This is a genomic window from Taibaiella sp. KBW10 (assembly GCF_003852495.1).
In the GTDB taxonomy this organism is placed as follows: Bacteria; Bacteroidota; Bacteroidia; order Chitinophagales; family Chitinophagaceae; genus Edaphocola.
The window spans coordinates 341,239-362,817 of sequence record NZ_QAJI01000003.1; the positions used below are offsets into that span (position 1 = coordinate 341,239).

Annotated in this window: 20 protein-coding genes, 2 tRNA genes and 1 pseudogene; 12 read left to right on the plus strand and 11 right to left on the minus strand. The window is 42.8% G+C overall.

Annotated elements, in window-relative coordinates:
* The 8 genes and pseudogenes from DBR32_RS15710 to DBR32_RS05835 all read left to right on the plus strand — a co-directional run.
* A pseudogene (locus DBR32_RS15710) lies at nucleotides 1–252 on the plus strand (phenylalanine--tRNA ligase subunit alpha); the annotation flags it as partial.
* Nucleotides 253–314: 62 nt separating this feature from the next.
* Nucleotides 315–1,286 carry an NAD-dependent epimerase/dehydratase family protein gene (locus DBR32_RS05805; RefSeq protein WP_124635358.1) on the plus strand — a complete coding sequence of 324 codons (972 nt, stop codon included), beginning with the start codon at nucleotides 315–317 and terminating at the stop codon, nucleotides 1,284–1,286.
* Between the two features lie 301 nt (nucleotides 1,287–1,587).
* Complete coding sequence (gene rho, locus DBR32_RS05810) at nucleotides 1,588–3,297, plus strand: transcription termination factor Rho (protein WP_233559674.1); 1,710 nt, start codon at nucleotides 1,588–1,590, stop codon at nucleotides 3,295–3,297.
* Between the two features lie 142 nt (nucleotides 3,298–3,439).
* Nucleotides 3,440–4,252 carry a helix-turn-helix domain-containing protein gene (locus DBR32_RS05815; RefSeq protein WP_124635360.1) on the plus strand — a complete coding sequence of 271 codons (813 nt, stop codon included), beginning with the start codon at nucleotides 3,440–3,442 and terminating at the stop codon, nucleotides 4,250–4,252.
* An 84-nt stretch (nucleotides 4,253–4,336) separates the two neighbouring features.
* A complete protein-coding gene (locus DBR32_RS05820; protein ID WP_124635361.1) occupies nucleotides 4,337–4,705 on the plus strand; it encodes a VOC family protein in 369 nt (122 codons plus the stop codon).
* Between the two features lie 13 nt (nucleotides 4,706–4,718).
* A complete protein-coding gene (locus DBR32_RS05825) occupies nucleotides 4,719–5,189 on the plus strand; it encodes a DUF6265 family protein (RefSeq protein ID WP_124635362.1) in 471 nt (156 codons plus the stop codon).
* A 243-nt stretch (nucleotides 5,190–5,432) separates the two neighbouring features.
* Entirely contained in the window at nucleotides 5,433–7,022 is a 1,590-nt protein-coding gene (gene abc-f, locus DBR32_RS05830) for a ribosomal protection-like ABC-F family protein (RefSeq protein ID WP_124635363.1), read from the plus strand.
* Between the two features lie 61 nt (nucleotides 7,023–7,083).
* Nucleotides 7,084–7,491 carry a hypothetical protein gene (locus DBR32_RS05835; RefSeq protein ID WP_124635364.1) on the plus strand — a complete coding sequence of 136 codons (408 nt, stop codon included), beginning with the start codon at nucleotides 7,084–7,086 and terminating at the stop codon, nucleotides 7,489–7,491.
* Nucleotides 7,492–7,494: 3 nt separating this feature from the next.
* Here the strand turns inward: DBR32_RS05835 and DBR32_RS05840 are convergent, their stop codons facing one another.
* Nucleotides 7,495–8,898, minus strand: coding sequence for a serine hydrolase (locus DBR32_RS05840; RefSeq protein WP_124635365.1), 1,404 nt, complete (start codon nucleotides 8,896–8,898; stop codon nucleotides 7,495–7,497).
* Nucleotides 8,899–9,080: 182 nt separating this feature from the next.
* On the opposite strand from DBR32_RS05840, the gene DBR32_RS05845 reads away from it, so the two are divergent.
* Nucleotides 9,081–10,157, plus strand: a complete 1,077-nt coding sequence (locus tag DBR32_RS05845) for a sensor histidine kinase (RefSeq protein ID WP_124635366.1) — start codon at nucleotides 9,081–9,083, stop codon at nucleotides 10,155–10,157.
* Nucleotides 10,154–10,843, plus strand: coding sequence for a LytTR family DNA-binding domain-containing protein (locus DBR32_RS05850; protein ID WP_124635367.1), 690 nt, complete (start codon nucleotides 10,154–10,156; stop codon nucleotides 10,841–10,843). The genes DBR32_RS05845 and DBR32_RS05850 overlap by 4 nt, the downstream gene beginning before the upstream one ends.
* Before the next feature lie 120 nt (nucleotides 10,844–10,963).
* On the opposite strand, the gene DBR32_RS05855 is transcribed toward DBR32_RS05850, so the two are convergent.
* From DBR32_RS05855 to lpxK, 7 genes are all read right to left on the minus strand, one after another.
* The gene (locus DBR32_RS05855; RefSeq protein WP_124635368.1) at nucleotides 10,964–12,124 is read right to left on the minus strand and encodes an NAD(P)/FAD-dependent oxidoreductase; all 1,161 of its coding nucleotides are present in this window, start codon (nucleotides 12,122–12,124) and stop codon (nucleotides 10,964–10,966) included.
* A gap of 27 nt (nucleotides 12,125–12,151) precedes the next feature.
* On the minus strand, nucleotides 12,152–12,913 hold the full coding sequence (locus tag DBR32_RS05860) for a helix-turn-helix domain-containing protein (protein ID WP_370453696.1): 762 nt from the start codon (nucleotides 12,911–12,913) through the stop codon (nucleotides 12,152–12,154).
* A 279-nt stretch (nucleotides 12,914–13,192) separates the two neighbouring features.
* Nucleotides 13,193–13,267 (minus strand) — tRNA-Val (locus DBR32_RS05865).
* A gap of 36 nt (nucleotides 13,268–13,303) precedes the next feature.
* A tRNA-Ala gene (locus DBR32_RS05870) sits at nucleotides 13,304–13,376 on the minus strand.
* A gap of 45 nt (nucleotides 13,377–13,421) precedes the next feature.
* Nucleotides 13,422–15,473 (minus strand): ComEC/Rec2 family competence protein, encoded by a 2,052-nt coding sequence (locus tag DBR32_RS05875; protein ID WP_124635369.1) that lies wholly within the window; start codon nucleotides 15,471–15,473, stop codon nucleotides 13,422–13,424.
* Nucleotides 15,474–15,560: 87 nt separating this feature from the next.
* On the minus strand, nucleotides 15,561–15,806 hold the full coding sequence (locus DBR32_RS05880; protein WP_124635370.1) for a 2TM domain-containing protein: 246 nt from the start codon (nucleotides 15,804–15,806) through the stop codon (nucleotides 15,561–15,563).
* A 46-nt stretch (nucleotides 15,807–15,852) separates the two neighbouring features.
* Nucleotides 15,853–16,971 (minus strand): tetraacyldisaccharide 4'-kinase, encoded by a 1,119-nt coding sequence (lpxK, locus tag DBR32_RS05885; protein ID WP_124635371.1) that lies wholly within the window; start codon nucleotides 16,969–16,971, stop codon nucleotides 15,853–15,855.
* A gap of 140 nt (nucleotides 16,972–17,111) precedes the next feature.
* Here lpxK and mgtE point away from each other — a divergent pair, with 140 nt between their 5' ends.
* Nucleotides 17,112–18,497 carry a magnesium transporter gene (gene mgtE / locus DBR32_RS05890; protein ID WP_124635372.1) on the plus strand — a complete coding sequence of 462 codons (1,386 nt, stop codon included), beginning with the start codon at nucleotides 17,112–17,114 and terminating at the stop codon, nucleotides 18,495–18,497.
* Nucleotides 18,498–18,512: 15 nt separating this feature from the next.
* The gene (locus DBR32_RS05895; RefSeq protein WP_124635373.1) at nucleotides 18,513–18,698 is read left to right on the plus strand and encodes a hypothetical protein; all 186 of its coding nucleotides are present in this window, start codon (nucleotides 18,513–18,515) and stop codon (nucleotides 18,696–18,698) included.
* 122 nt (nucleotides 18,699–18,820) lie between these two features.
* On the opposite strand, the gene DBR32_RS05900 is transcribed toward DBR32_RS05895, so the two are convergent.
* The 3 genes from DBR32_RS05900 to DBR32_RS05910 form a co-directional block, all read right to left on the minus strand.
* On the minus strand, nucleotides 18,821–19,144 hold the full coding sequence (locus DBR32_RS05900) for a nucleotide pyrophosphohydrolase (RefSeq protein WP_124635374.1): 324 nt from the start codon (nucleotides 19,142–19,144) through the stop codon (nucleotides 18,821–18,823).
* Nucleotides 19,145–19,219: 75 nt separating this feature from the next.
* Nucleotides 19,220–19,852: a carbonic anhydrase family protein gene (locus DBR32_RS05905; protein WP_124635375.1), complete on the minus strand. Its 633-nt coding sequence runs from the start codon at nucleotides 19,850–19,852 to the stop codon at nucleotides 19,220–19,222.
* 30 nt (nucleotides 19,853–19,882) lie between these two features.
* The gene (locus DBR32_RS05910; RefSeq protein ID WP_124635376.1) at nucleotides 19,883–21,550 is read right to left on the minus strand and encodes a SulP family inorganic anion transporter; all 1,668 of its coding nucleotides are present in this window, start codon (nucleotides 21,548–21,550) and stop codon (nucleotides 19,883–19,885) included.
* Nucleotides 21,551–21,579 lie beyond the last annotated feature (29 nt).

Here is a 21,579-nt window from a genome sequence, read left to right on the forward strand (position 1 = left end):
ATTAGTTGTACTGTATGTGGTGGCGAAGGCTGTAATTTGTGTAAACACAGCGGTTGGGTAGAAATTTTGGGTTGTGGTATGGTACATCCTGACCTCTTACGCAATTTCAATTTAGACCCAGAGGTCTATTCCGGCTTTGCATTTGGTATGGGTGTGGAGCGGATCACGCAAATAAAATACCAAGTCAACGATTTACGTTTATATTCACAGAACGATGTGCGTTTTTTGAAACAATTTACGCCCATTCAATAATATTTCAGATGCAGTAAGCGCTTGTCGCTTACTGCATTTTACCCTTATAAATATTCCAGCATTTGATTTTAGTTACAGGCGCAAGCGGCTTTCTGGGCGCACATTTATTAAAAGAGTTGATACCCTTATCAATTCCGATACGCGCTTTGTATCATAAAAACCCTCCCGCAGTACAAGACCCCCGTATAGCATGGTATGCCTGCGATCTGTTAGATCCTTATGCCGTTGAAGAAGCCATGAAGGGCATAACGATGGTTTACCACTGTGCTGCGATTGTATCTTTTGATCAAAAAGACCATCACCGTGTGATCAATGATAATCAGGCTGCGACTGCAAATGTGGTGAATGAAGCACTGGATGCAGGTGTCCGCAAACTGGTACATGTAAGCAGTATTGCTTCTTTGGGTAGGGCACTGACGGCTACCGATCCGATCTCGGAAGAAACACACTGGCAGGACAGCAGCAATAATTCTGCCTATGCGGTGGGTAAATATTATGCCGAAATGGAAGTATGGCGGGCAATGGCCGAAGGCCTAAATGCAGTGGTGGTTAATCCGGGTATTATCTTGGGAGAAGGTAACTGGGACGAAGGTTCGGCCGCACTGATTAAGACGGCTTACAAAGAATTTCCCTGGTATACCGAAGGGGTTAATGGCTGGGTAGATGTACAGGATGTAGCCCGTGCCATGGTCTTACTAATGGACAGTGATCTTATCGAAGAACGTTTTATTTTGACAGAAGGCAATCATAGTTATAAGAGCATTTTCAGCTTGATGGCCGGGGCTTTGGGTAAAAAACCACCTCATAAAAAAGCCAGCCCTCTCATGACTGCTTTGATCTGGCGCTTGTCTGCCGTAAAAAGCATGCTTACCGGCAAAAAAGTGACCATCACAAAAGAAACTGCCCGCACGGCACAAACACAATGTTTTTACGACAATCAGAAATGGCTACAGGCAATGCCCGGCTTTAGTTTTACCCCCATAAAAGAAACGATTGCACGCATGGCAGCGGCCTTCCTGAAGACACAGACATAAGACAAATCCACGTCTGATTTACTCCTGAATTTTACGATCCTGATGCGGATAAAAACGGGTTAATCAAATAGTATTACCCCCGAATATACATAGGGATTAACGTATTATTATTTTTTTGCAGTTACAGAAATATTTTGTAATCTTGCATATCACGCGGCGCAGACAAACCAGATTGCGCCAACCGCTTCCTTAAAAATTTTCTATACGATCACCTACTACATCCCCTTAAAATTCTATTCAAAGAATATTTTAAATTAATTAAATTCATTAAATGCCATACGACATCAATCAACTTCAAGATATGATTGTTCCAGAATTGAATGACATTGCGGAGCAACTTGGAGTGGCTAATTTTAAAAAATTAGAAAAGCAAGCTTTAATATATAAAATTATTGATAAGCAAGCTGCAACAGGCGCATTAGAGCCGGAATCCAAACCGAAAAGAACACGGAAACCTAAGGTAGAAAAAGGAGAAACACCTGAAAGTGAAGCCCAGGATGCCTTACCGCAAACACAGGAAACCCTGGAAATAAAAGAGATACAGGAAGTAACGGATGAAGAGAAACCTAAAAAAGAAGCAAGGCCTAAGAAACCGATAAAGAAAGTAAAACCTGCAGAACAAGCCGTAAATGATGCCGCAGACCTGGAATTTGATACTCCGGAAAGCAACCCTACCACAGCAGCTACGGCAACCCCAACCGAGTCTACCCCTAATAAAGAAGTTATTGTTACCGAAAGCGGAGAGGCCATCGAATTACAAGAGCCCAATCCCGTAACTGAACCACAGGCAGAAAGACCCCAACACAAGCATAAAAATCAGCAAAACAACAATAATAATAACAATAACAGACACCGCAATCCGCAACAAGAACAACCCACCAGTTTCAATATCGAATTTGACGGGATTATTGAAAGCGAAGGTGTCCTGGAAATGATGCCTGATGGTTATGGATTCCTGCGCAGCAGTGATTATAACTATTTGAGCTCTCCGGATGATATTTATGTATCACCCTCTCAGATTAAATTATTTGGCCTCAAAACCGGAGATACCGTAAAAGGTAATGTACGTCCTCCGAAAGAAGGCGAAAAATATTTTGCGCTGTTGAAGGTATCAACCATCAATGGCCGTCTTCCTGAAGACATCCGCGACCGTGTTCCTTTCGATTACCTCACTCCCCTCTTCCCGAATGAAAAACTAAACCTTGATATGGGCGCTTCAAATCTAAGCACCCGGATCATGGATTTATTTACACCAATCGGTAAAGGACAGCGTGGTTTGATCGTGGCACAACCGAAAACGGGTAAAACCATGTTGCTGAAAGAAATCGCCAACGCTATTGCCGCTAACCATCCGGAATGCTACCTGATGATCGTTTTGATCGACGAACGTCCGGAAGAGGTAACAGATATGCAACGGAGCGTGAACGCAGAGGTAATTGCCTCTACTTTTGATGAACCGGCTGAAAAACATGTAAAAGTTTCCGGCATTGCCTTACAAAAAGCCAAACGTTTGGTAGAAGTAGGACATGATGTGGTGATCCTTTTAGATTCTATTACCCGTCTGGCGCGTGCGCATAATACCGTTGCCCCTGCGTCGGGTAAAGTATTGAGTGGTGGTGTGGAAGCAAATGCGATGCAAAAACCAAAACAATTCTTTGGTGCTGCCCGTAAAATAGAAAATGGCGGATCCCTTACGATATTGGCCACAGCCCTTACCGACACGGGTTCCCGTATGGATGATTATATCTTTGAGGAATTTAAAGGTACCGGTAACATGGAGTTACAGTTGGATCGTAAACTGGCCAACAAACGTATTTTCCCGGCAATCGATATTACGTCTTCTTCTACGCGTAGAGATGATCTGTTGATCAGCAAAGAAGCCCTCGGTAAAATGTGGGTATTGCGTAATCACTTAGCCGATATGAATACGGATGAGGCAATGAAGTTCTTACTCCAGAATATGAAAGGTACCAGGAGCAATGAAGAATTCTTAATTACAATGAACAAGTAATTGTTCATCCCGATATATAAATGATAAAGCCACTTCTTTTGAAGTGGCTTTATCATTTATACACGATCAGGCTTACCCATTTAGATAAGCCAAATATCTAAGACAAGGCTTATATTTGAGATGAATAAGACAAGGCACTTTTATGCACTATAATACCTACGACCCAAGCCCGGAGCTCAACCCGGTGATCAAATGCTATTGGACCATAGATAGTCCCAGGGAGGAGACTCCTCAAAAGCAAAGGATTGTGCCGGATGGTTGTATGGAAATGATCTTCCATTACGGAGATCTGTACAAGCAGTATATAGACGGTCAGGGCGTTATACAACCGCGGGCTTGTGTGTTTGGGCAACTGACTGCACCGCTTGAGATTGAACCCACCGGCATAACGGGTATTTTCTCTGTACGATTTCATCCCGAAGGGTTTATGCCCTTTGCAACAATACCCATCAAAGCGTTTGAAAATAAAGCGGTATCTCTGGAAACCGTGTTTGGGGAAGAAGGAATCCAATTGGAAAGCCGTGTCTTAGGCACCAAAAATACGGAAGAAAAAATCAAGATTGTCGAAGCATTTTTGTTAGACAAACTGGCCCATAAAGACACCCGAGATCGCATTGTGAGTGCCGCGCTCAGCACAATTCTGGAGGGTAACGGACAACTCTCGGTAGAGGAACTGTCCCTGCAAATGAGCATCAACCGCAGACAATTGGAACGCCGGTTTGCCGACACCATCGGCCTAAGCCCTAAACAACTCTCCAAAATCATTCGCCTGCAGGCGGCCTTAAAACTATTGCTGAGTAAACAGTATAACCGGCTTACTGACCTGGCCTATGAAGGAGATTATTATGATCAGGCGCATTTTATAAAAGACTTCAAAGAGTTTACCGGCTTATCTCCAAAGGATTTTTATAATGAAAACAGTAAGATGTCTGCCCTCTTTCACGGCAGTGATTAATTGTCGCATTTTTACAATTTTTTGTTTTGCCTCCGGCCTAATTTTGTAGGGCAATATTGCAGCAGACTTAAAATTATTTTCTAAATGGAGCATTTGATCAATTGGTTCGAAATTCCCGCAACCGATATTAACAGAGCAATTTCTTTTTATACATCCATCCTGGACACTAAAATCGAAGAAGCCGATATGTTCGGCACGAAAATGGGTTTCTTTCCTTCTGACGGGCAAAATGTAAGTGGTGCTATTGTACAGGGGCCTGATTACCTACCGGCAACAACTGGTGTGGTTGCCTACCTGAACGGCGGTAAAGATTTGCAAGCGATATTGGATAAAATAGCCCCGAATCAAGGCACTGTAATCGTTCCCAAAACAGAAATCAGTCCTGAAATGGGATATTTCGCAATGTTTATCGATACAGAAGGCAATAAGATGGCCCTACATTCTCCTCAATAAAAAAACAATAAACATGATGAAAAGAATAGGCATACTCTTCGGCTGTGTCCTCTTGCTCTGCAGTAGTCAGGCAAAGCCGAAAAAACAAATAGACAAAGCCGGCTGGCTTTTGGGTACCTGGAAAAACGAAACGGCCAAAGGTACCGTTTATGAAAGCTGGCATCGGGTAAATGATACGGAATTTACGGGGAAAAGTTATCTTCTTGAAGGGAAGGACACCCTGATTTTTGAATCTCTAAAATTGGTTCAGGAACAGCGATCACTGGTGTATATACCAACGGTAAAAGGACATAATAACGATCTGCCGGTACGTTTTACTTTAACTAAAATATCAGATACGGATTTAGTGTTTGAAAATGCACAACACGATTTTCCCCAACGCATTACCTACAAAAAAATAGCTGCGGATACCTTAGTGGCCGAAATTTCAGGTATTCAAAACGGACAGCAGGTAAAAGAGACCTTTCCCATGAAAAAAATATGAGGCAGATACATCGGTAGCTGAATATAAAGGAAATTTCCTTTTATCAGCTACCGGTCGATCTATCCACAGATCAAAAGCGCGCTTCACCTAAAAAGCGCCATAACTAAAAAAATCTTACTTTTGTAATCTCTAAAGCATAAGTAAGATAGATGTAGACATAAATTTCTTTCCAAAAAAATAAATACCTGGCACAGCCGCTCCGTGGCTTGCTATTTTATTCCATTTTTAAAAGATCGAGATTTTATGCTTATACTGCAACAGATCGCTTATATACATCCCAATAAGGAAGTATTGTTTGACAATATCAACCTTACAATCAATAAAAACCAAAAAATAGCCCTGATCGGGAATAATGGTGCAGGAAAATCTACCCTGCTTAAAATCATGGCCGGCACTTTAATACCGGCAAGTGGCGTGTGTACAAGCCATGCCCGCGCTTATTATATCCCCCAGATTTTTGGCCAGTTCAATGAATACACGCTCGCACAGGCCTTACAAATTGAAGACAAATTAAAGGCTTTAGCAGAGATTCTTAGTGGGGTCGTGAATGAAACAAACCTTACGATATTGAATGATGACTGGTCGATCGAAGAACGATGCCGGGAGGCCTTATCATGCTGGCAACTCGACCACCTGGATTTGGGACAAAAGATGAGTGGCCTAAGTGGCGGACAAAAAACAAAAGTATTCCTCGCGGGTATCACCATACACCAGCCCGAGATCATATTAATGGATGAGCCCAGTAATCACCTGGACAGGCAAAGCAGGCAGATCTTATATGATTTCATACAAAATACTTCCGGCACTCTGGTCATTGTAAGCCATGACCGGACTTTACTCAATCTGCTCGATTCGGTTTATGAATTGAGCAAGCGGGGCATCACCGTTTATGGGGGCAATTATGATTTCTATGCCGCACAAAAGCTCCTGGAAAGTACTGCGCTGGACATGGATATCAAAAGCAAGGAGAAAGCCTTACGCAAAGCCAAGGAAACGGAGCGGGAAACCCTGGAACGGCAGCAGAAATTAGATGCCCGTGGCCGTAAGAAGCAGGAGAAAGCCGGGGTGGCCACGATCATGCTAAAAACAATGAAGAACAGCGCGGAGCAAAGTACCGCACGCAGCAAGGATATACATGCTGAGAAGGTGGGCAACATCGCCCGTGAGCTTAACCAGCTGCGTAAAGAATTGCCGGATGCAGATAAGATGAAATTCGGTTTTGATCCCGCCGATTTACATAAGGGCAAGATCCTGATCCATGCTCAAGACATCAACTTTAGCTATGGCCAAAAGCCGCTTTGGAACAGCCCCTTAAACGTACTCATCACCAGTGGTGATCGCATTGCCCTGAAAGGACAAAACGGTTCGGGAAAAACGACACTGATTAAAATCCTTTTAGGAACCCTGGAGCCACAAAAAGGCAGCATACAGCGCGCAACGGTTAAAGCGGTCTATATTGACCAGGACTATTCCCTGATTGAGGCATCACACAGCGTTTACGAACAGGCACAGGCCTTTAATCACAGTGGATTGCAAGAACATGAACTCAAAATACGCCTGAATCGTTTTTTATTTTCCAAAGACTACTGGGACAAACCCTGCAGCGTTTTAAGCGGCGGAGAAAAAATGCGTTTAATCCTTTGCTGCCTGACTATTGCCAATAAGGCCCCAGACATCATTATCCTTGATGAGCCCACAAACAATCTGGATATTCAGAATATAGACATCTTAACGACGGCCATTAATGATTACCAGGGAACGCTTTTGGTTATTTCTCATGATGAGTATTTCCTGAGCCAGATTGGGGTAAGGCAGGCGATTGAATTACCATAAAAGCGATAGGGAGCACGCTACTGTGCTCCCTATTATTGAAAATGATTATAAAATATGCTTTATGTACACCAGTAAATTGCAATGCTATTTTGCCTTAATGATAGTCCTGGGATTTATTTCCTGCAACCGTAAGACTACAGACTTCAAGCAGCTTACAGGCTTTAGTCCCGGCACCGATGTGCACAATATCCAATATAAGGATGATGTATTATCAGATGCCATTTATTGGTTAGCTTTTGACTGTAACGCTGCCACTGCAGAGAAGGTGAAACTGACCTTAGCTCTTAGTTTGGATACAGAAAAAAACAGGGATAGTTATGCCAGCTGCTGTTATTTTCCGAAACAATGGTGGGATACCGCTGCTATTGCCCGTTCACCACAATATAGTACCTTCCGGAATGGGAGCCGCATATTCTTTTGGTATCATCCGGAGACTAAAAAAGCGTTTCTTTTAAAGATTATCCCTTAGCCTTTATTTAATCTTTGTTGCCGGTATCACCTGCCCACCCTGGTACCAAAGTAATTTTGTGATCTGACCGCCTTCTTTTGTAAATTCAAGATGTGCCTCAATATCTTTTGTAAAGAATTTATCCTCAGCAGCAGCATATAACTGAATTCTGTTCTGTCCGGTTGCCTGCCCGTATAATTTATTGCCCTCCTTAGTAACCGTTAAGATCATATCGGGCAACAACTGGTATTGGCCTTCGTATATATTCAGGGCTGTTTCGGGCAATTGAATTTCCTTAAAAGCAGGTTGTGGCAAGGGTTTGCCGTCCATCAAGAGTTTAATTTCTTTTTTAGGAATGATACCGGATCCATTCTGCAATAATATCATAGTCTGATGCGTTTTGGTATTTCTTTCTATATACGTAATATAACCCGGCCAGCTGCCACTATGAAATACGATGGGATCGCTCTGGGCATTGGTTTTCAAAAACCATCCAAAGCCATAATGAACCGGTGTGCCGTCTTTTAAGGTTCCGGAGGTAAATAGGGCCTTCATTTCCGACGCGGAAAGCAGTTGATTCGTATACAAGGCTGCATCCCATTTCAAGAGATCATTAACGGTTGAATTAACCCCGCCATCTCCAACGATACCATCAAAATTGTACACATACCGGGTATACAGATAGTCATCAGGTAAGACCAGCTTTTGTAAAGAGTCATCCATCACATAACCAAAGGCGTAATTATCTACCTTCTTGGGTGCATACCTTCTGGAATATACCATGCTACGGTTCATCTTGAGGGGCTTAAAGATATTCTGCTGTACATAGACCTCAAAGGACATACCCGACACGCGGGCTACAATACTGGCCAGGAGCATATATCCGGTATTGGAATACTCATGCTTTGTACCCGTTTCAAAAATTAATGCCGGTTTATATCGGGCATAAGCTGCAATCATATCTTCATTATTGGCAATCTTTTGATCATCCCAAGTACTCCACAGGGTATCCAGCGACATATAATCTGAAAGTCCCGAGGTATGATACAGAAGATTATTGATGGTAATACCTTTGTAAAAGCCGAGTTCAGGAATATACTTAGCAAATTCCTCCTCTACTTTCAGTTTTCCCTGGTGTTGTAACAGGGCAATCGCCATCGCCGTAAATTGTTTGGAGCAGGAGGCCAGCTCAAACATCGAATGTTCATTCAATGGTGCTTTGGTCGTTTGATTGGCCAATCCAAAGCTTTTTTTATATAATACTTTCCCATTTTCCGCCAGAAGCACATTCCCGTTAAATTTCCCTTCTTTATGCAGGCTATTAAAGAGGCTGTCGGCCGTTCGGGTCTGAAATTTTTGTTGTGCGTAGCTTGTATGATACACGGTCGCAAATATGCAGACCGCAGCACAGTAGATTAATCTTTTCATGATTTATTATTTTTATAGGGCAAAGAAACGCTAAGCGGAGAGCTCCTGAACCGTTTTTTGACCAAATGGTGCCTATCATTGACGTAAACTTTAAAAGTGCTTTTTCTTATTTTTGTCTACAAAAAAAGGGGATTTGTCCAATATTTTAGTGTGTTTAAAAATTCCTTCTGAATATTTGCACTATGTTAGCATGGATTCATAAACACGGCATCCGAATTATCCTCAATATACTTGGCTGGGGGCTGATCCTGAACGCCGCCTATAATAACAGCCTGAATTACCATCCTGCAGCAGGAATGCAAATGGAATTCACCTGGCATGTTATCGGGTACAATAGCCTCTTTGTCCTCTTTTGCAGTATCAATACCCTATGGCTGATGCCTGCCTATTTCGTGACCCAACGATACAAAACCTATCTAGTGGGTCTGTTCACGCTGATCACAATATTTACCATAATCATCAGCCGGTATAATGTCTGGCTGGTAGACCATTTCCGGGGTCTGGAGGATGGACAATTCTCTTCCATCACCATCGGCACTATTGGCTCGGACATGAGCTGGATAAATTATTACCTGAGTGTCTTACCGAGTGTCTTAATAGTACTCTTTATTTTTTCTATTGGCTTTTTAACACAGCAGTATTTCAGAATCAAAAAAAGAGCCGCACTCATCGAAAAAAGACAAATCGCTTCAGAGCTCAGCCTGTTGAAATCACAGATCAATCCCCATTTTCTGTTTAATGTATTAAACAGTATTTACGCCCTATCGCTTAAAAAATCAGATAGTACACCGGAAATAGTCTTAAAGCTCTCTGAAATCCTACGCTATATGTTATATGAAACCCAGCAAGAAAAAGTAGCCCTCGAGAAAGAGATTGATATGATTGAAAGCTACGTTGGTATTGAGAAAATAAGGATAGGCAACCTGCAACAAATCTCACTTGAATTAAAAGGCGATTTCAGCACAGCTGTTATTGCCCCGGTGCTCTTAATTCCTTTTGTTGAAAATACCATTAAGCACGGCCTGGACTCCATGAGCGAACATGCTTTTGTTGAGATCAGCATCGAAATAAACAATGGTATACTTGTGTTTCATGCAAAGAATAATTTCAAACGCTCGGGTATCAAGAAGGCCGGTGGCATTGGCTTAGAGAATGTGCGCAAGCGGCTGGAACTGCTCTATCCACAGAAACATACACTCCGTATAAAGGAGGAAAACGCTATTTTTACCGTATCGCTAAACGTAAACCTGAACACATGAAATGCCTGATTGTAGATGATGAATTATTGGCTCAGGAAGTCATAGAATCTTATATTGCAAAGGTGGACTCCTTAGTGCTTGTGGGCAAATGTAGCAGCGCACTACAAGCCTTTGCGGCACTTAATAAGGAGACAGTCGACCTGATGTTTATGGATATTAAAATGCCGGAAATGACCGGGTTGGAATTCCTGCGCACCTTAAAGCAAACGCCTAAGGTAATTATCACTACCGCCTTTCATGAATATGCACTGGACGGATTCGAATTGGATGTCGTAGACTATCTATTAAAACCGATTCCCTTTAATCGCTTTTTAAAAGCCGTCAATAAGGTAAAGCCCAATGTTGCAATTAATCCCGAAAACAGGCAGGAGAACAGCTTCTATGTGCGCAGTGATCGTAAGTTGATCAAAGTAAATCCGGAAGAAATTATCTTTATTGAGGCGCTTAAAAATTATCTCTGTATCTATATGCCGCATCAAAAAGTGATGGTACATAGTACGATGCTTTATATGGAGGAGCAGCTCGCTAACTTTCCCTTTATACACAGGGTGCATAAATCTTTTCTGGTAAACAAACATTTTATTAAAGAGATTGACAATGGCATACTCAAACTAAGCTCCGGCGCTGAAATCCCCTTGGGTGGATTATACAAAGATGCCTTTCTGGATATGATGCGGATCCTGTAATTTTCCCAAAATACACACTGAGGATCTGGTTTTAAGCCATATCTCATTTCGTTTACCCTGCTGCAAAAGAAATAAAAGTACCTTATCCGCACTTTTCCAAAGGCGGGGTGCTTTTATTCTTCAGTGCGTCTGGCTAAAGAAATACATCATTTTTTCCTGTGCGCCTTCTGCATGCATCCATGCTACCATGTCCAGCGAATCCCTTGCTTCCGCCGCAGCTCTTATACGCATCGGTTCCTCGTAGGCTGCAATGGCCATCCGGATGTTTTCATAAGCATCATTGGTCAGGCATTCGCTCAATTCCAAAGCATCTAACATGGCTAAGTTTACCCCCTCTCCCGAAGGCGGCATGATGTGCGCTGCATCTCCGAGCAAGGTTATATTTGGCTGCGCCGCCCAGGTTTGGTCAAAAGGCATACAATATTGCGGCCGTACCAAAATAGGTAAACCGGCCTTTTCAAACAAGGTATACCATAGAGAATCCCATCCGGCAAACGCTTCCCTGACCCATGTCATTATTTGTGATTGGTCCGAAAAATCGACGACAGCATTTTTTGCCCAATTTTCATCCATTATACCGCTGATGTAAAAATCAATACTGCCATCTCCTTTTTGAGATACATGGAAGTACTTTCCGTCACTATGCGCATATATCTTTCCACCCTTCAGCAATTGGAACATACCGGGAATTTTCATTTCCGCATCCGCTACATTTCCCTGCAGAATAGTGTTCCCCGCATAAAAAGGGGCTGCATCCGTCACCAATGGCCGCAGCTTAGAGCTGGCACCATCTGCTCCGATAACCAGGTCTGCTGTGGCGGTTGTTCCATTTTTAAACACCAGCTTCCATTGCGCGCCCTGCCGCGACAGGCTTAGCACATGACTATCCCACACAAGGGTATCCGGTTGAAGGGAATTTAATAATAGCGCTCTTAGATCACTGCGATCTATTTCCGGTCTGAACAACTCATGACCAAAGTCTTTAGCGCCTTCTTTATCGTGCTCGTCATATAAAATATGGGTATGTTTATCCAGCAAACGTCCCTTTTCCGCACCAGGTCTGTATCTTTCTTTAAATGCATCTGTAAGGCCTGTCGCTTCAATTGCTTTGAGTCCCGATTCAAAATGAAGGTCGAGGGTTGCGCCCTGCATACGCACATCCTTATCAAAATCTCTTTCATACACTTTTACATGCGCTCCTTTTTGTTGTAAAAGACGCGCCAGGGTGAGCCCACCCGGACCGCCACCGACGATCGCGATACTTATATTTTCTACCAGCATACTTTAAATGAATTTATACCTGCAAAATTATTTATTGGGTATGGAGTGGAATAGTAAAAATCGGTCGTTTACATCTTTAGATAGTTCTTTAGGCAACACACCGGAAAGCCTTTTGATTTCCTTAATGAAATGATTTTGATCGGTAAAGTTCAACTCAGGAAAAAGTTTTCCTTCCAGCAGGTGTGGTAATGATTCCTTGAAACGGATAATGTTGCTATAGGCTTTTAACGAAATGCCAAAGTACTCCTTGAAATATCGATTAATCTGCCGGCTGCTCCAGAACACTTTTTCAGATAATTCTTTTACCGACAGCGCTCCTTTTGAAGTATAGATTAATTCAAATAATTCCTGCTTTCTATTATCGATATCGGTTCTGATAAGGGAACGCATTTTTACGGAGACTTTATAGCAAAACTGTTCAAAATCATTCAAATCATCCGAAGAGATTCCCCAAAAGTCGCTTGGTAAGGCGTAAGCCGTATTGATGATAGCCGCCGTTTTCATATCCAATAAATATTCAATGGCCAGTAGCCTAAAGCTTATGGCAAAGATGATGGCCTTAGGGGGAATGGTGCTTTTTTGCGGTTCTGTTTCCAGTCCCATCAGCATCACATGATAAGGATTGTCCGGGGTATGAAAAAAAACGATATCAAATCTGCCGTTAGGTACTACAACTATTTCATGTGCGCGGTCTGCTTTATTTTCAAGCATCCAAAAGCTTTCTACAAAGCCGGTAAGGCTTGTCTCGGGCTTTAGGCTCCTATAGCTGATTGTACTGTCTGTTACCAAGTCTCAGATTAAATATTTGTGTATTGTCTGTTAGGTTAATCGATACTCAAAAATACAGGCTGCACACTTCAACACCAAAAACAAATCATGCAGCCAAAACGCAAATATCTTTTATTTTTAGCGTGTTTTCATCTTCTACATTCATTATAAAAACGCAAGCAATTACTCAAAAGTGAAGACTAAAAATCGCTGTAGGAGCAGCTTTGGAAGGGTGCAGAGCACAAGAAAATTCTGTAAAAAGAGAACGCCAAATATGCTAAAGCATATTTGGCGTCTTTGTGGGCAATACCGGGTTCGAACCAGTGACCCCTACCTTGTCGAGGTAGTGCTCTGAACCAGCTGAGCTAATTGCCCTTTTAAAAAAAGCTTCACATTGTAGTGAAGCTCTTGTGGAGAATACCGGAATCGAACCGGTCACCTCTTGCATGCCATGCAAGCGCTCTACCAAATGAGCTAATTCCCCTTGCGGAGTGCAAATATAGGAGAAAATTATCGGAAATACACAAAATTATTTTTGAAAAATCCAGGCCCCTTCTTCGGAGACATTATGAACCGGTATTCCTAAATCTTCTAAGGACCGGGAGAGCCTTAATGCAGGCTTTCGGGGTATTCCGGAACCAATCACGACCTGCCTAGGTTCTAAGCGGTGTATCCACTCTGGATCGACAAAGTCCTTTCCCGATAATATCAGATAATCCATACCGGGTTTCGGCAACACATTTACCTGTGTCCATAACACAATACGTTTACCCTGTATACTCAGCTCAGTATTCTGTAAGGGCACTTTTTCCATCCTGCGGATCCGATATCCTATATGGGCCGGCTGCAACACAAATTTCGCTTGTGTTGTACTCAAAGTACTATCGCTATAAGTACATGCAGTATGTCCTTTTATCAGATCAATGACACTACGGTTGTTAGCAGCATATACAATTACCTTTTCCTGTTGTGCCGCAAGCCCGTCTTGTATCGCCAGGTTGATGAAGTATAAAAGCAGCACAGATAATCCGGCAAACAAAGACCATTTATGCCGCTGTAGTCCATATACTGCCAGTGCAATAATAGCACCCATTAAGAGCAGGTAATCCAGGCCATCCATTGCCAGCCACCGTGCCATATCGGGTGTGTATTTGTTTAAGGCCACAATAAGCTGATGAAAGGCGGTGGTGACCCATACGAGCATCTTTCCCATAAAACCTGCAAGCATGCCCAATTGCAGTGCTCCGAAGAACAGGAGCAATAAGGCCAAAATCATCAGCAGGAAACTAAAGATTGCGGCTACAAAATTGGCGGGCAAAAACCAAATCGGGAATTGATGAAAATAATAAATGACCAAGGGAAAAACCAGGACTTGTACGGACAGGCTGATGGCCACCGTGTCCCAGGCTAAGCGCCCAATTTTGGTATTTATAAAGACCAGTCGCCGGATGGGCCGGTAAAAAATAAGGATCGACAAAACAGCCAGAAAAGACAGTTGCACGCCCACATGAAAGAGCCACATGGTATTACTGCATAACATCACAAATGCCGTTAAGGCCCATAATTGTATCGGTTTTACCGGTCTTTTTAAGAGCAAGGCCAAGGCGATTAAACTGAAACTGACTCCCGCCCGGATCGCGGAGGGCGGAAAATCGCAAAGGGCTACATAGATCCAGACAAAAGGGACTACCATAAGGTATTTGATCCATAGCTTTCTTTTGTCCCGTATCCAGAAGAAAGGCAGTAAGCACAGGGCAAACAACATTTGTACATGCATGCCGGATATGGCGATGATATGGGTTATGCCGGTCGCAGCATAGGCATTTTTCATGAAAGCGTCCATATCTGCTTTTTCATTGAATAAAGTCGCCTTGCACAGGGCTTGGGTTGTTTGTTCCGGAATATACCGGTCCATATATCGCAAGCAGGATTGCCGAAGCACCGACAGATACCCTTTTTCAGTCATTCCTCCGGCAGGACAGAGGGCATCGGGTGTTAAAAAAGTATGGTGATAAAAGCCTTCTCTTTGCTGCTTCTGTACAAAATTAAAGGCAAAGGGATTTTGATTATGCTGCATATCCTTCAGCTCATTCGGAATGATATACTCCTGCCCCACCGTGTAAGGTATAGCAGTGCTATTTCTATAGACATAAACCAGCGATTTACCCGATAAGGGTTGCCACATGGAATCGCGCAAACCGGAAAGCACCTGAACCTTCAGTAAAACCGTCTTGGCCTTTATCGCCGGCTCTTCTATGATCTTGACATGAAACGCACTATACTTTTCGGGCTGATGGCCCAACCAATCAGGCGCACTCCGTACATCCTGAAAAGCAGTAAGCCCCATACCCAAAAAGATAATTGAGACAAAGGCCATTATTTTTGTCAGCTGAAAAGAGCGCTGCTTGTATTTTTCCAATACCAGCAAAAGCAATAAAAGAAGCAGGCAGGAGGACAGGAGCAGATACCAAAAAGCACGGCTGTACACTTGCAGAAGGTTATCTTCTATCAAAATACCTGCAATCAGGGCGATAAGCAGGTATAACAAAGGTACTTTCTTCGGTGTAGGAAAGAAAGACATAAGCTATAGGTTAGGTTATCTCCTACAAGGTACAAAAAAATCCCCCGGGCTGTAGCCAGGGGGATAGAAAATATATTTTAAGAAAACTTAGTTATTCAATTGTTTTTTGAAGACATCCATACCTTTATCTTCAAAGTTAGCCCAGATGGTGCAGGCGTGACCCACAACCATTAATCCCCATGCAGCAGTAACCCAAGCCGGCCAAGGGTATACCCATCCTGTTTCGCCTTTGTATAAAGTGTACCACATGATCACATTGGCAATAGCAAATACGACTAAATGGAGCAAAAACATTGATACTTGTTTACTTGTATGTTTGATTTTTTGGGGCATGACTATTTATTTTTCGTGGACAAAGATAATTCTTATCCCTTATTTATTAAAATATTTCTTGAAAATTTTCTTGCTGTGGTTCACTATTCAGTCTTTCAGAATCGATATAATCCTGCACCATGCGATCAAATACCGGTTTATCCTGTATAAAAGCAATTTCGATGGGCAATACCAGTATCGTAACGCCCCAACTCTTAAGCGTCTCCGCATGCAAGGCCAGTCGGGTCGCGTCTTTCTCTGTCGTAACCATAACCGGATGCTGCTCTTTCCAGTTTGCACAGGTTTGGCGGATCTCTTCCAGGTTATTCTGAGTAAAATAGTGATGGTCGGGATAGCGTAATAAATGCACCTCTGCTACCTGCTCCCGCAAGTATGCAAGCATGGGTTCGGGCTTGGCAATACCACTGACGAGGATCATGTGCTGGTTGGGCTGCAGGGGCACCGGCATTCCGCTAAAAAAATCAAAACAGCCCCCATATTGAATTTTGGTAAAGAACACCCGCTGATGGTCTAATGGTCTGATCTTTGCGATCATTTCTTTTCTGTCGGTTTCCGTAAGGTCCTCAGGACATTTAGAAACAATAATGGCATGCGCACGTTTATAGGCATTGCGGTGTTCTCTCAGGTTGCCAAAAGGTAAGACATGGTCGGTATAAAAAGGTTTTGCATAGTCGGTAATTAAAATATTCAAACCGGCCTTCACAGAGCGGTGTTGGTAGGCATCGTCTAGCAAAACAATGTCTGTATCGGGCCGCTCAGCCAGTAAAGCAGGTATTCCGGTCATGCGTTCTTCACAAACACTCACGGCCACTTCGGGAAACTTAAGGTGAAATTGCATTGGCTCATCACCAATCTCAAAAGCAGTGGTCTGATCGCCTGCCATTTTAAAACCCCGGCTTCTTCGTTTATAGCCCCTGCTTTGGGTAGCTACCCGGTATTCGTATTGTAATAAACGGATCAGGTATTCGATGTGGGGGGTTTTGCCGGTGCCTCCGGTAGAAAGATTGCCTACAGAAATCACGGGTACGCTAAAGCTAACGGAAGAATAAACACCGCTGTCGTATAATTTGTTCCGCAACCACATAATGGCTCCGTACAGGATAGAAAAGGGATACAGTAATAATTTTAATACCGTAACAAAAATCATCAATGGGTTCAAGTTCATAAGGGGCGAAATTAGCTTATCTGGCGCTATGTAACCGCAAAATTAATTTTTCTTTATATGACTCAATCTTAAATAAAATAGCCGAATTTCGCAGCCTATTCCGAAAAATATTTCTCTTAACCCTCTCTAAATCGAGCATTATGGAACATAATATCAAATCCATAATAGAAACGGCAGAACATCTTATCGAGTATGGTACCGATAGTGATTTACTGCAATTTTTAGAAGAACAGAATATTTCTGATGTAAAGGAACTGATCGACGAACTGCCGGAGCAGGCACCCCGATTTTTTGAACTCTTACCTATCGGACGCTCCGTACACGCTTTCCGGATCTTAGACTTCCCTACGCAAGCACGTATTCTAAAAAAATTATCCGGCCATAAGATTTCGGAACTGATCAATGAATTGCCGCCTGATGATCTTACGGCTTTGTTTAGTGAACTCAGTGGTGATGCGGTTAAAAAACTCATTATCCTGCTGCCTGATGAGGAGCGCAAGGAAGCCTTACGGCTTTTAGGCTATAAGGAAGATAGTGTGGGCCGTTTGATGACGCCCGATTATGTGGCGGTCAAAAAACACTGGAAGGTAAGTCGTGTACTGGACCATATCCGCAGATACGGAATCAATTCAGAAACCATTCACGTGATTTATGTAATTGATGATAATGGTGTATTACTGGATGACCTTCAAATCCGTAAATTGTTATTGGCCGATCCGGATACTTATGTAGAGGATATCGTGGATCATCGTTTGGTCTCGCTTAAGGCTAATGCCAACCAGGAAGAGGCGGTACAGGTATTCCGGATGAATAACCGCGTGGCCTTACCTGTAACAGACGATAAGAATATCCTGCTGGGTATTGTAACGGTCGATGATATCTTGTGGGTTGCCAACGAGGAATATACAGAAGATATCCAAAAGATCGGGGGTACCGAGGCTTTGGATGAACCTTATCTGGATACCCCGCTGTTCAGCTTATTTAAAAAACGCGTCGGCTGGCTGGCTGTATTGATGCTGGGTGAAATGCTGACCGCAACGGCTATGGGCTTTTTTGAAGACCAGATACAAAAAGCGGTGGTACTTTCTTTATTTATACCGCTGATCATCTCCTGTGGTGGGAATAGTGGCTCTCAGGCCTCTACACTGATTATACAGGCGATGGCTTTGGGCGAAATTACCCTGAAGGATTGGTGGCGGGTCATGCGCCGCGAGATTATTTCGGGATTGATGCTGGGCATCAGCCTTGGGCTTATAGGCTTTGCCCGTATTTACATCTGGCATCTGGCAGACCCTACGATTTATGGCGATCACTGGCTGTTACTTTCTTGTGCCATCAGCACTTCCCTTATCTTTGTGGTCTTATGGGGGTCTTTTGCCGGTTCGATGCTACCCATGCTCTTAAAGCGTCTGGGAGCGGATCCGGCTACCTCTTCAGCGCCTTTTGTCGCTACTTTGGTCGATGTGACCGGATTGATTATTTATTTCTCTTGTGCCGTATTATTTTTAAGAGGCGTATTATTGTAAAAATTTATAGCAAAAATGCAAACTGTAGATATTTTAAAAATTGTTGTTTTAGTCTTATTGGCTACGGTAGCCATCATGCGTTGGGTACGCTTTTTCAAAGCAAAGAAAAGAGGAGAAGACCATCAGTTTACGCGATTTGAAAGCATCAGCGTATTGGTTTTAATGCTTCTTTTCTTATACCTCACTTTGTGGTATAAATAGTCGGTAAAACGGTGTAAATACTCAGCGCGATAATACAAGGTATTATCGCGCTGAGTATTTTTATGTAAAGCATTCTTAAAAATATTTTTAAGAATGTTGCCCTTTATTTACAAAAGACCAAGCTATAGTTTTTCATTTGAAAGGTGACGCTGCGCATCCCGTTTCGTTTTCTTCTCGATATTTTTTTGCAGTGCTGCCGTCAGATCCACACCGGTTTGATTGGCCAGGCATAATAAAACCCATAATACATCGGCCATTTCATCGCCCAGGTCTTTCCCCTTATCACTTTCTTTAAAGGACTGCTCTCCATACTGCCGCACCATAAGCCGGGACAGCTCCCCCACCTCTTCCATCAAAATACCCAGATTGGTCAATTCATTAAAATAGCGCACACCAATGGTTTTAATCCATTCGTCTACCTGCGCTTGTGCTTCTTGTATGGTCATATGATTGGTTTTACTCCTTAAAAAAAGGAACAAAGTACGACACTTTGTTCCTTTCCTGAAAATAAATAAAAAAAATTAATCTGCGGTTTCAAGCACTTCTACGGTTCCTTTGGAAACGCAATATAAAGCACCGACCAGTTTTATTTTTTCTGCTGCAACCAGATCACGGATCACTTCGCTTTGCTTCATGATGCTACTGATGGAGTTATGTATATTCAAACGGGTCACTTCTTCTACAAATGAATCATTTTTGCTGCTGTTATCAGCACCTTCTGTAGCGGCGCTTTTTACTGCAGGCTGAATCTTATCCAGCAAACCGGTCAGGTTACCAAACTCAACATGATCACAAGCGCCTTTTATCGCTCCGCAATTGGTATGCCCCATGACCATAATCAGTTTTGAGCCACTCACGCCAACGGCATACTCCAAAGATCCCAACACATTTTCAGACACGACATTGCCTGCTATACGAATACTAAATACATCGCCAATACCCTGGTCAAATAGTATTTCTACCGGTGCTCTCGAATCCATGCAGCTTAAAATTGCGGCATAAGGTTTTTGTTGTTTCCCGGTTTCTTCTACTCTGTCTAATAAATTTTTATTTTTTGTAATGCCGTTTACAAAGCGGGCATTCCCGTCTAACAAAATGGATAAAGCATCACCTGGTGTTAATTCCTCTAAGTTATTATTATATGATTGTAACATTGTTTTTCTAAAATTTTAATAATGGATTGATTATTTGTCTTTGTCTCCATTGAGTTCTTTCAATAGTTTTTTATGCTTCCCGGACCATTTTTTGGCATCCTCATTCTGCTCCAATTCAGTCATCAGATAATGCACATTGGCACCTTCGGGGATTTTGTAATCATTTTTAAAGCCGACAAGCGAAACGGTAATGCCCCTGCTCGGTGCCTGTATCGTGTAAAACTCTCTGATTTCCTCCAAAACATCATAGTCTATATATTCCGTATTGCTGGCATCGATAATCACGGTACTGCCTTCTGCAAAGCTGTTCAGCGTGGTCTTGATACTACCCTTATTTAAAAAGGAAACTTCCTGTGCCAGTTCCAGTGTTGTAACATCCTTGTCTTCGGCCTGAATGCGACGATAGAAGAATGGTATACGCATATTGCTTCTCAGCAAATAGAAAATACTGATGAACATTCCCAATCCTACTCCTTTAAGTAAACCTAAGAACGGCAGCGCCACAGCTACAGCAGTCACTACAAACGGAATAAATTCCGTAGGTCCTACTTTGTACATGTGGATAAAGGTTGCCGGTTTGGCCAGGCGGTATCCGGTAAAAATCAGGATGGCCGCTAAAGCCGATTTCGGAATTAAATTCAGGATGGCAGGGATCGTTGCCACACACACCAACAATAAGAGCCCATGCACAATCGTCGATAATTTAGATTTGGCACCGGCATTAATATTGGCGCTGGAACGCACGATAACAGAGGTAATCGGTAAACCGCCGATCAAGCCGCTAAGGATATTACCGATACCCTGTGCCTTTAATTCTCCATTACCCGAAGTATTTCTTTTTAAGGGATCTAACTTATCCGTTGCTTCAATACAAAGCAGGGTTTCGATAGACGCCACTACGGCAATCATTAAGGCATATTGCCATACTTTGGGATTCATAAATCCTTCAAGGCTGGGCAGGGTAAACTGATTCAGGAATTCTTTAGCCGAATTAGGCACGTTTAATTGCACCAGATAAGCTTCGCTAAGGTGTAAAGAACCACCGGTAGTATGAAAAACATAGTTCAGCAAGGTACCCACGATAACGACGATTAATCCGGCCGGAATCATTTGTATTTTCCTAAAGCCTTTGGTTTGCCATAAGATCAATATGCCCACACAAATGAGGGTAATAACGATCGCCCCCAGGTGAATATTTTCGGTAATCCCGGTAAGGATATCCAGGTTCATCCCTCTTTCTCCATCACGCATACCCACAAGCTTATCCGGCCCGTTAAAGCCTACTGCATCGGGTAGTTGCTTGAAGATGATGGTGAGCCCGATACCGGCCAGCATCCCTTCAATAACGCTCGAAGGAAAGAAGTTGGCAAAAGTACCTGCTTTGGCATATCCCAGAATGATTTGGAAAATACCGGAAAGCACGACCGCGCTCAAAAAGATTTCGAAAGCGCCCAAATCGGTCATTGCACTGACAACGATAGAAACCAGACCTGCAGCAGGGCCACTTACACTAAAGTTGCTCTTGCTGAAAAAGCCGATGACAATACCTCCTATGATACCGGAAACGATACCAGAAAACAGGGGGGCACCTGAAGCCTGCGCAATACCCAAACAGAGCGGCAGCGCAATAAGAAATACAATTAAACCCGCTAAGACGTCATTCTTAGCATATGTAAATAATGATTTATTGTTTGACATGATGTTTTGTTACAATTGTTTTGTTCTAA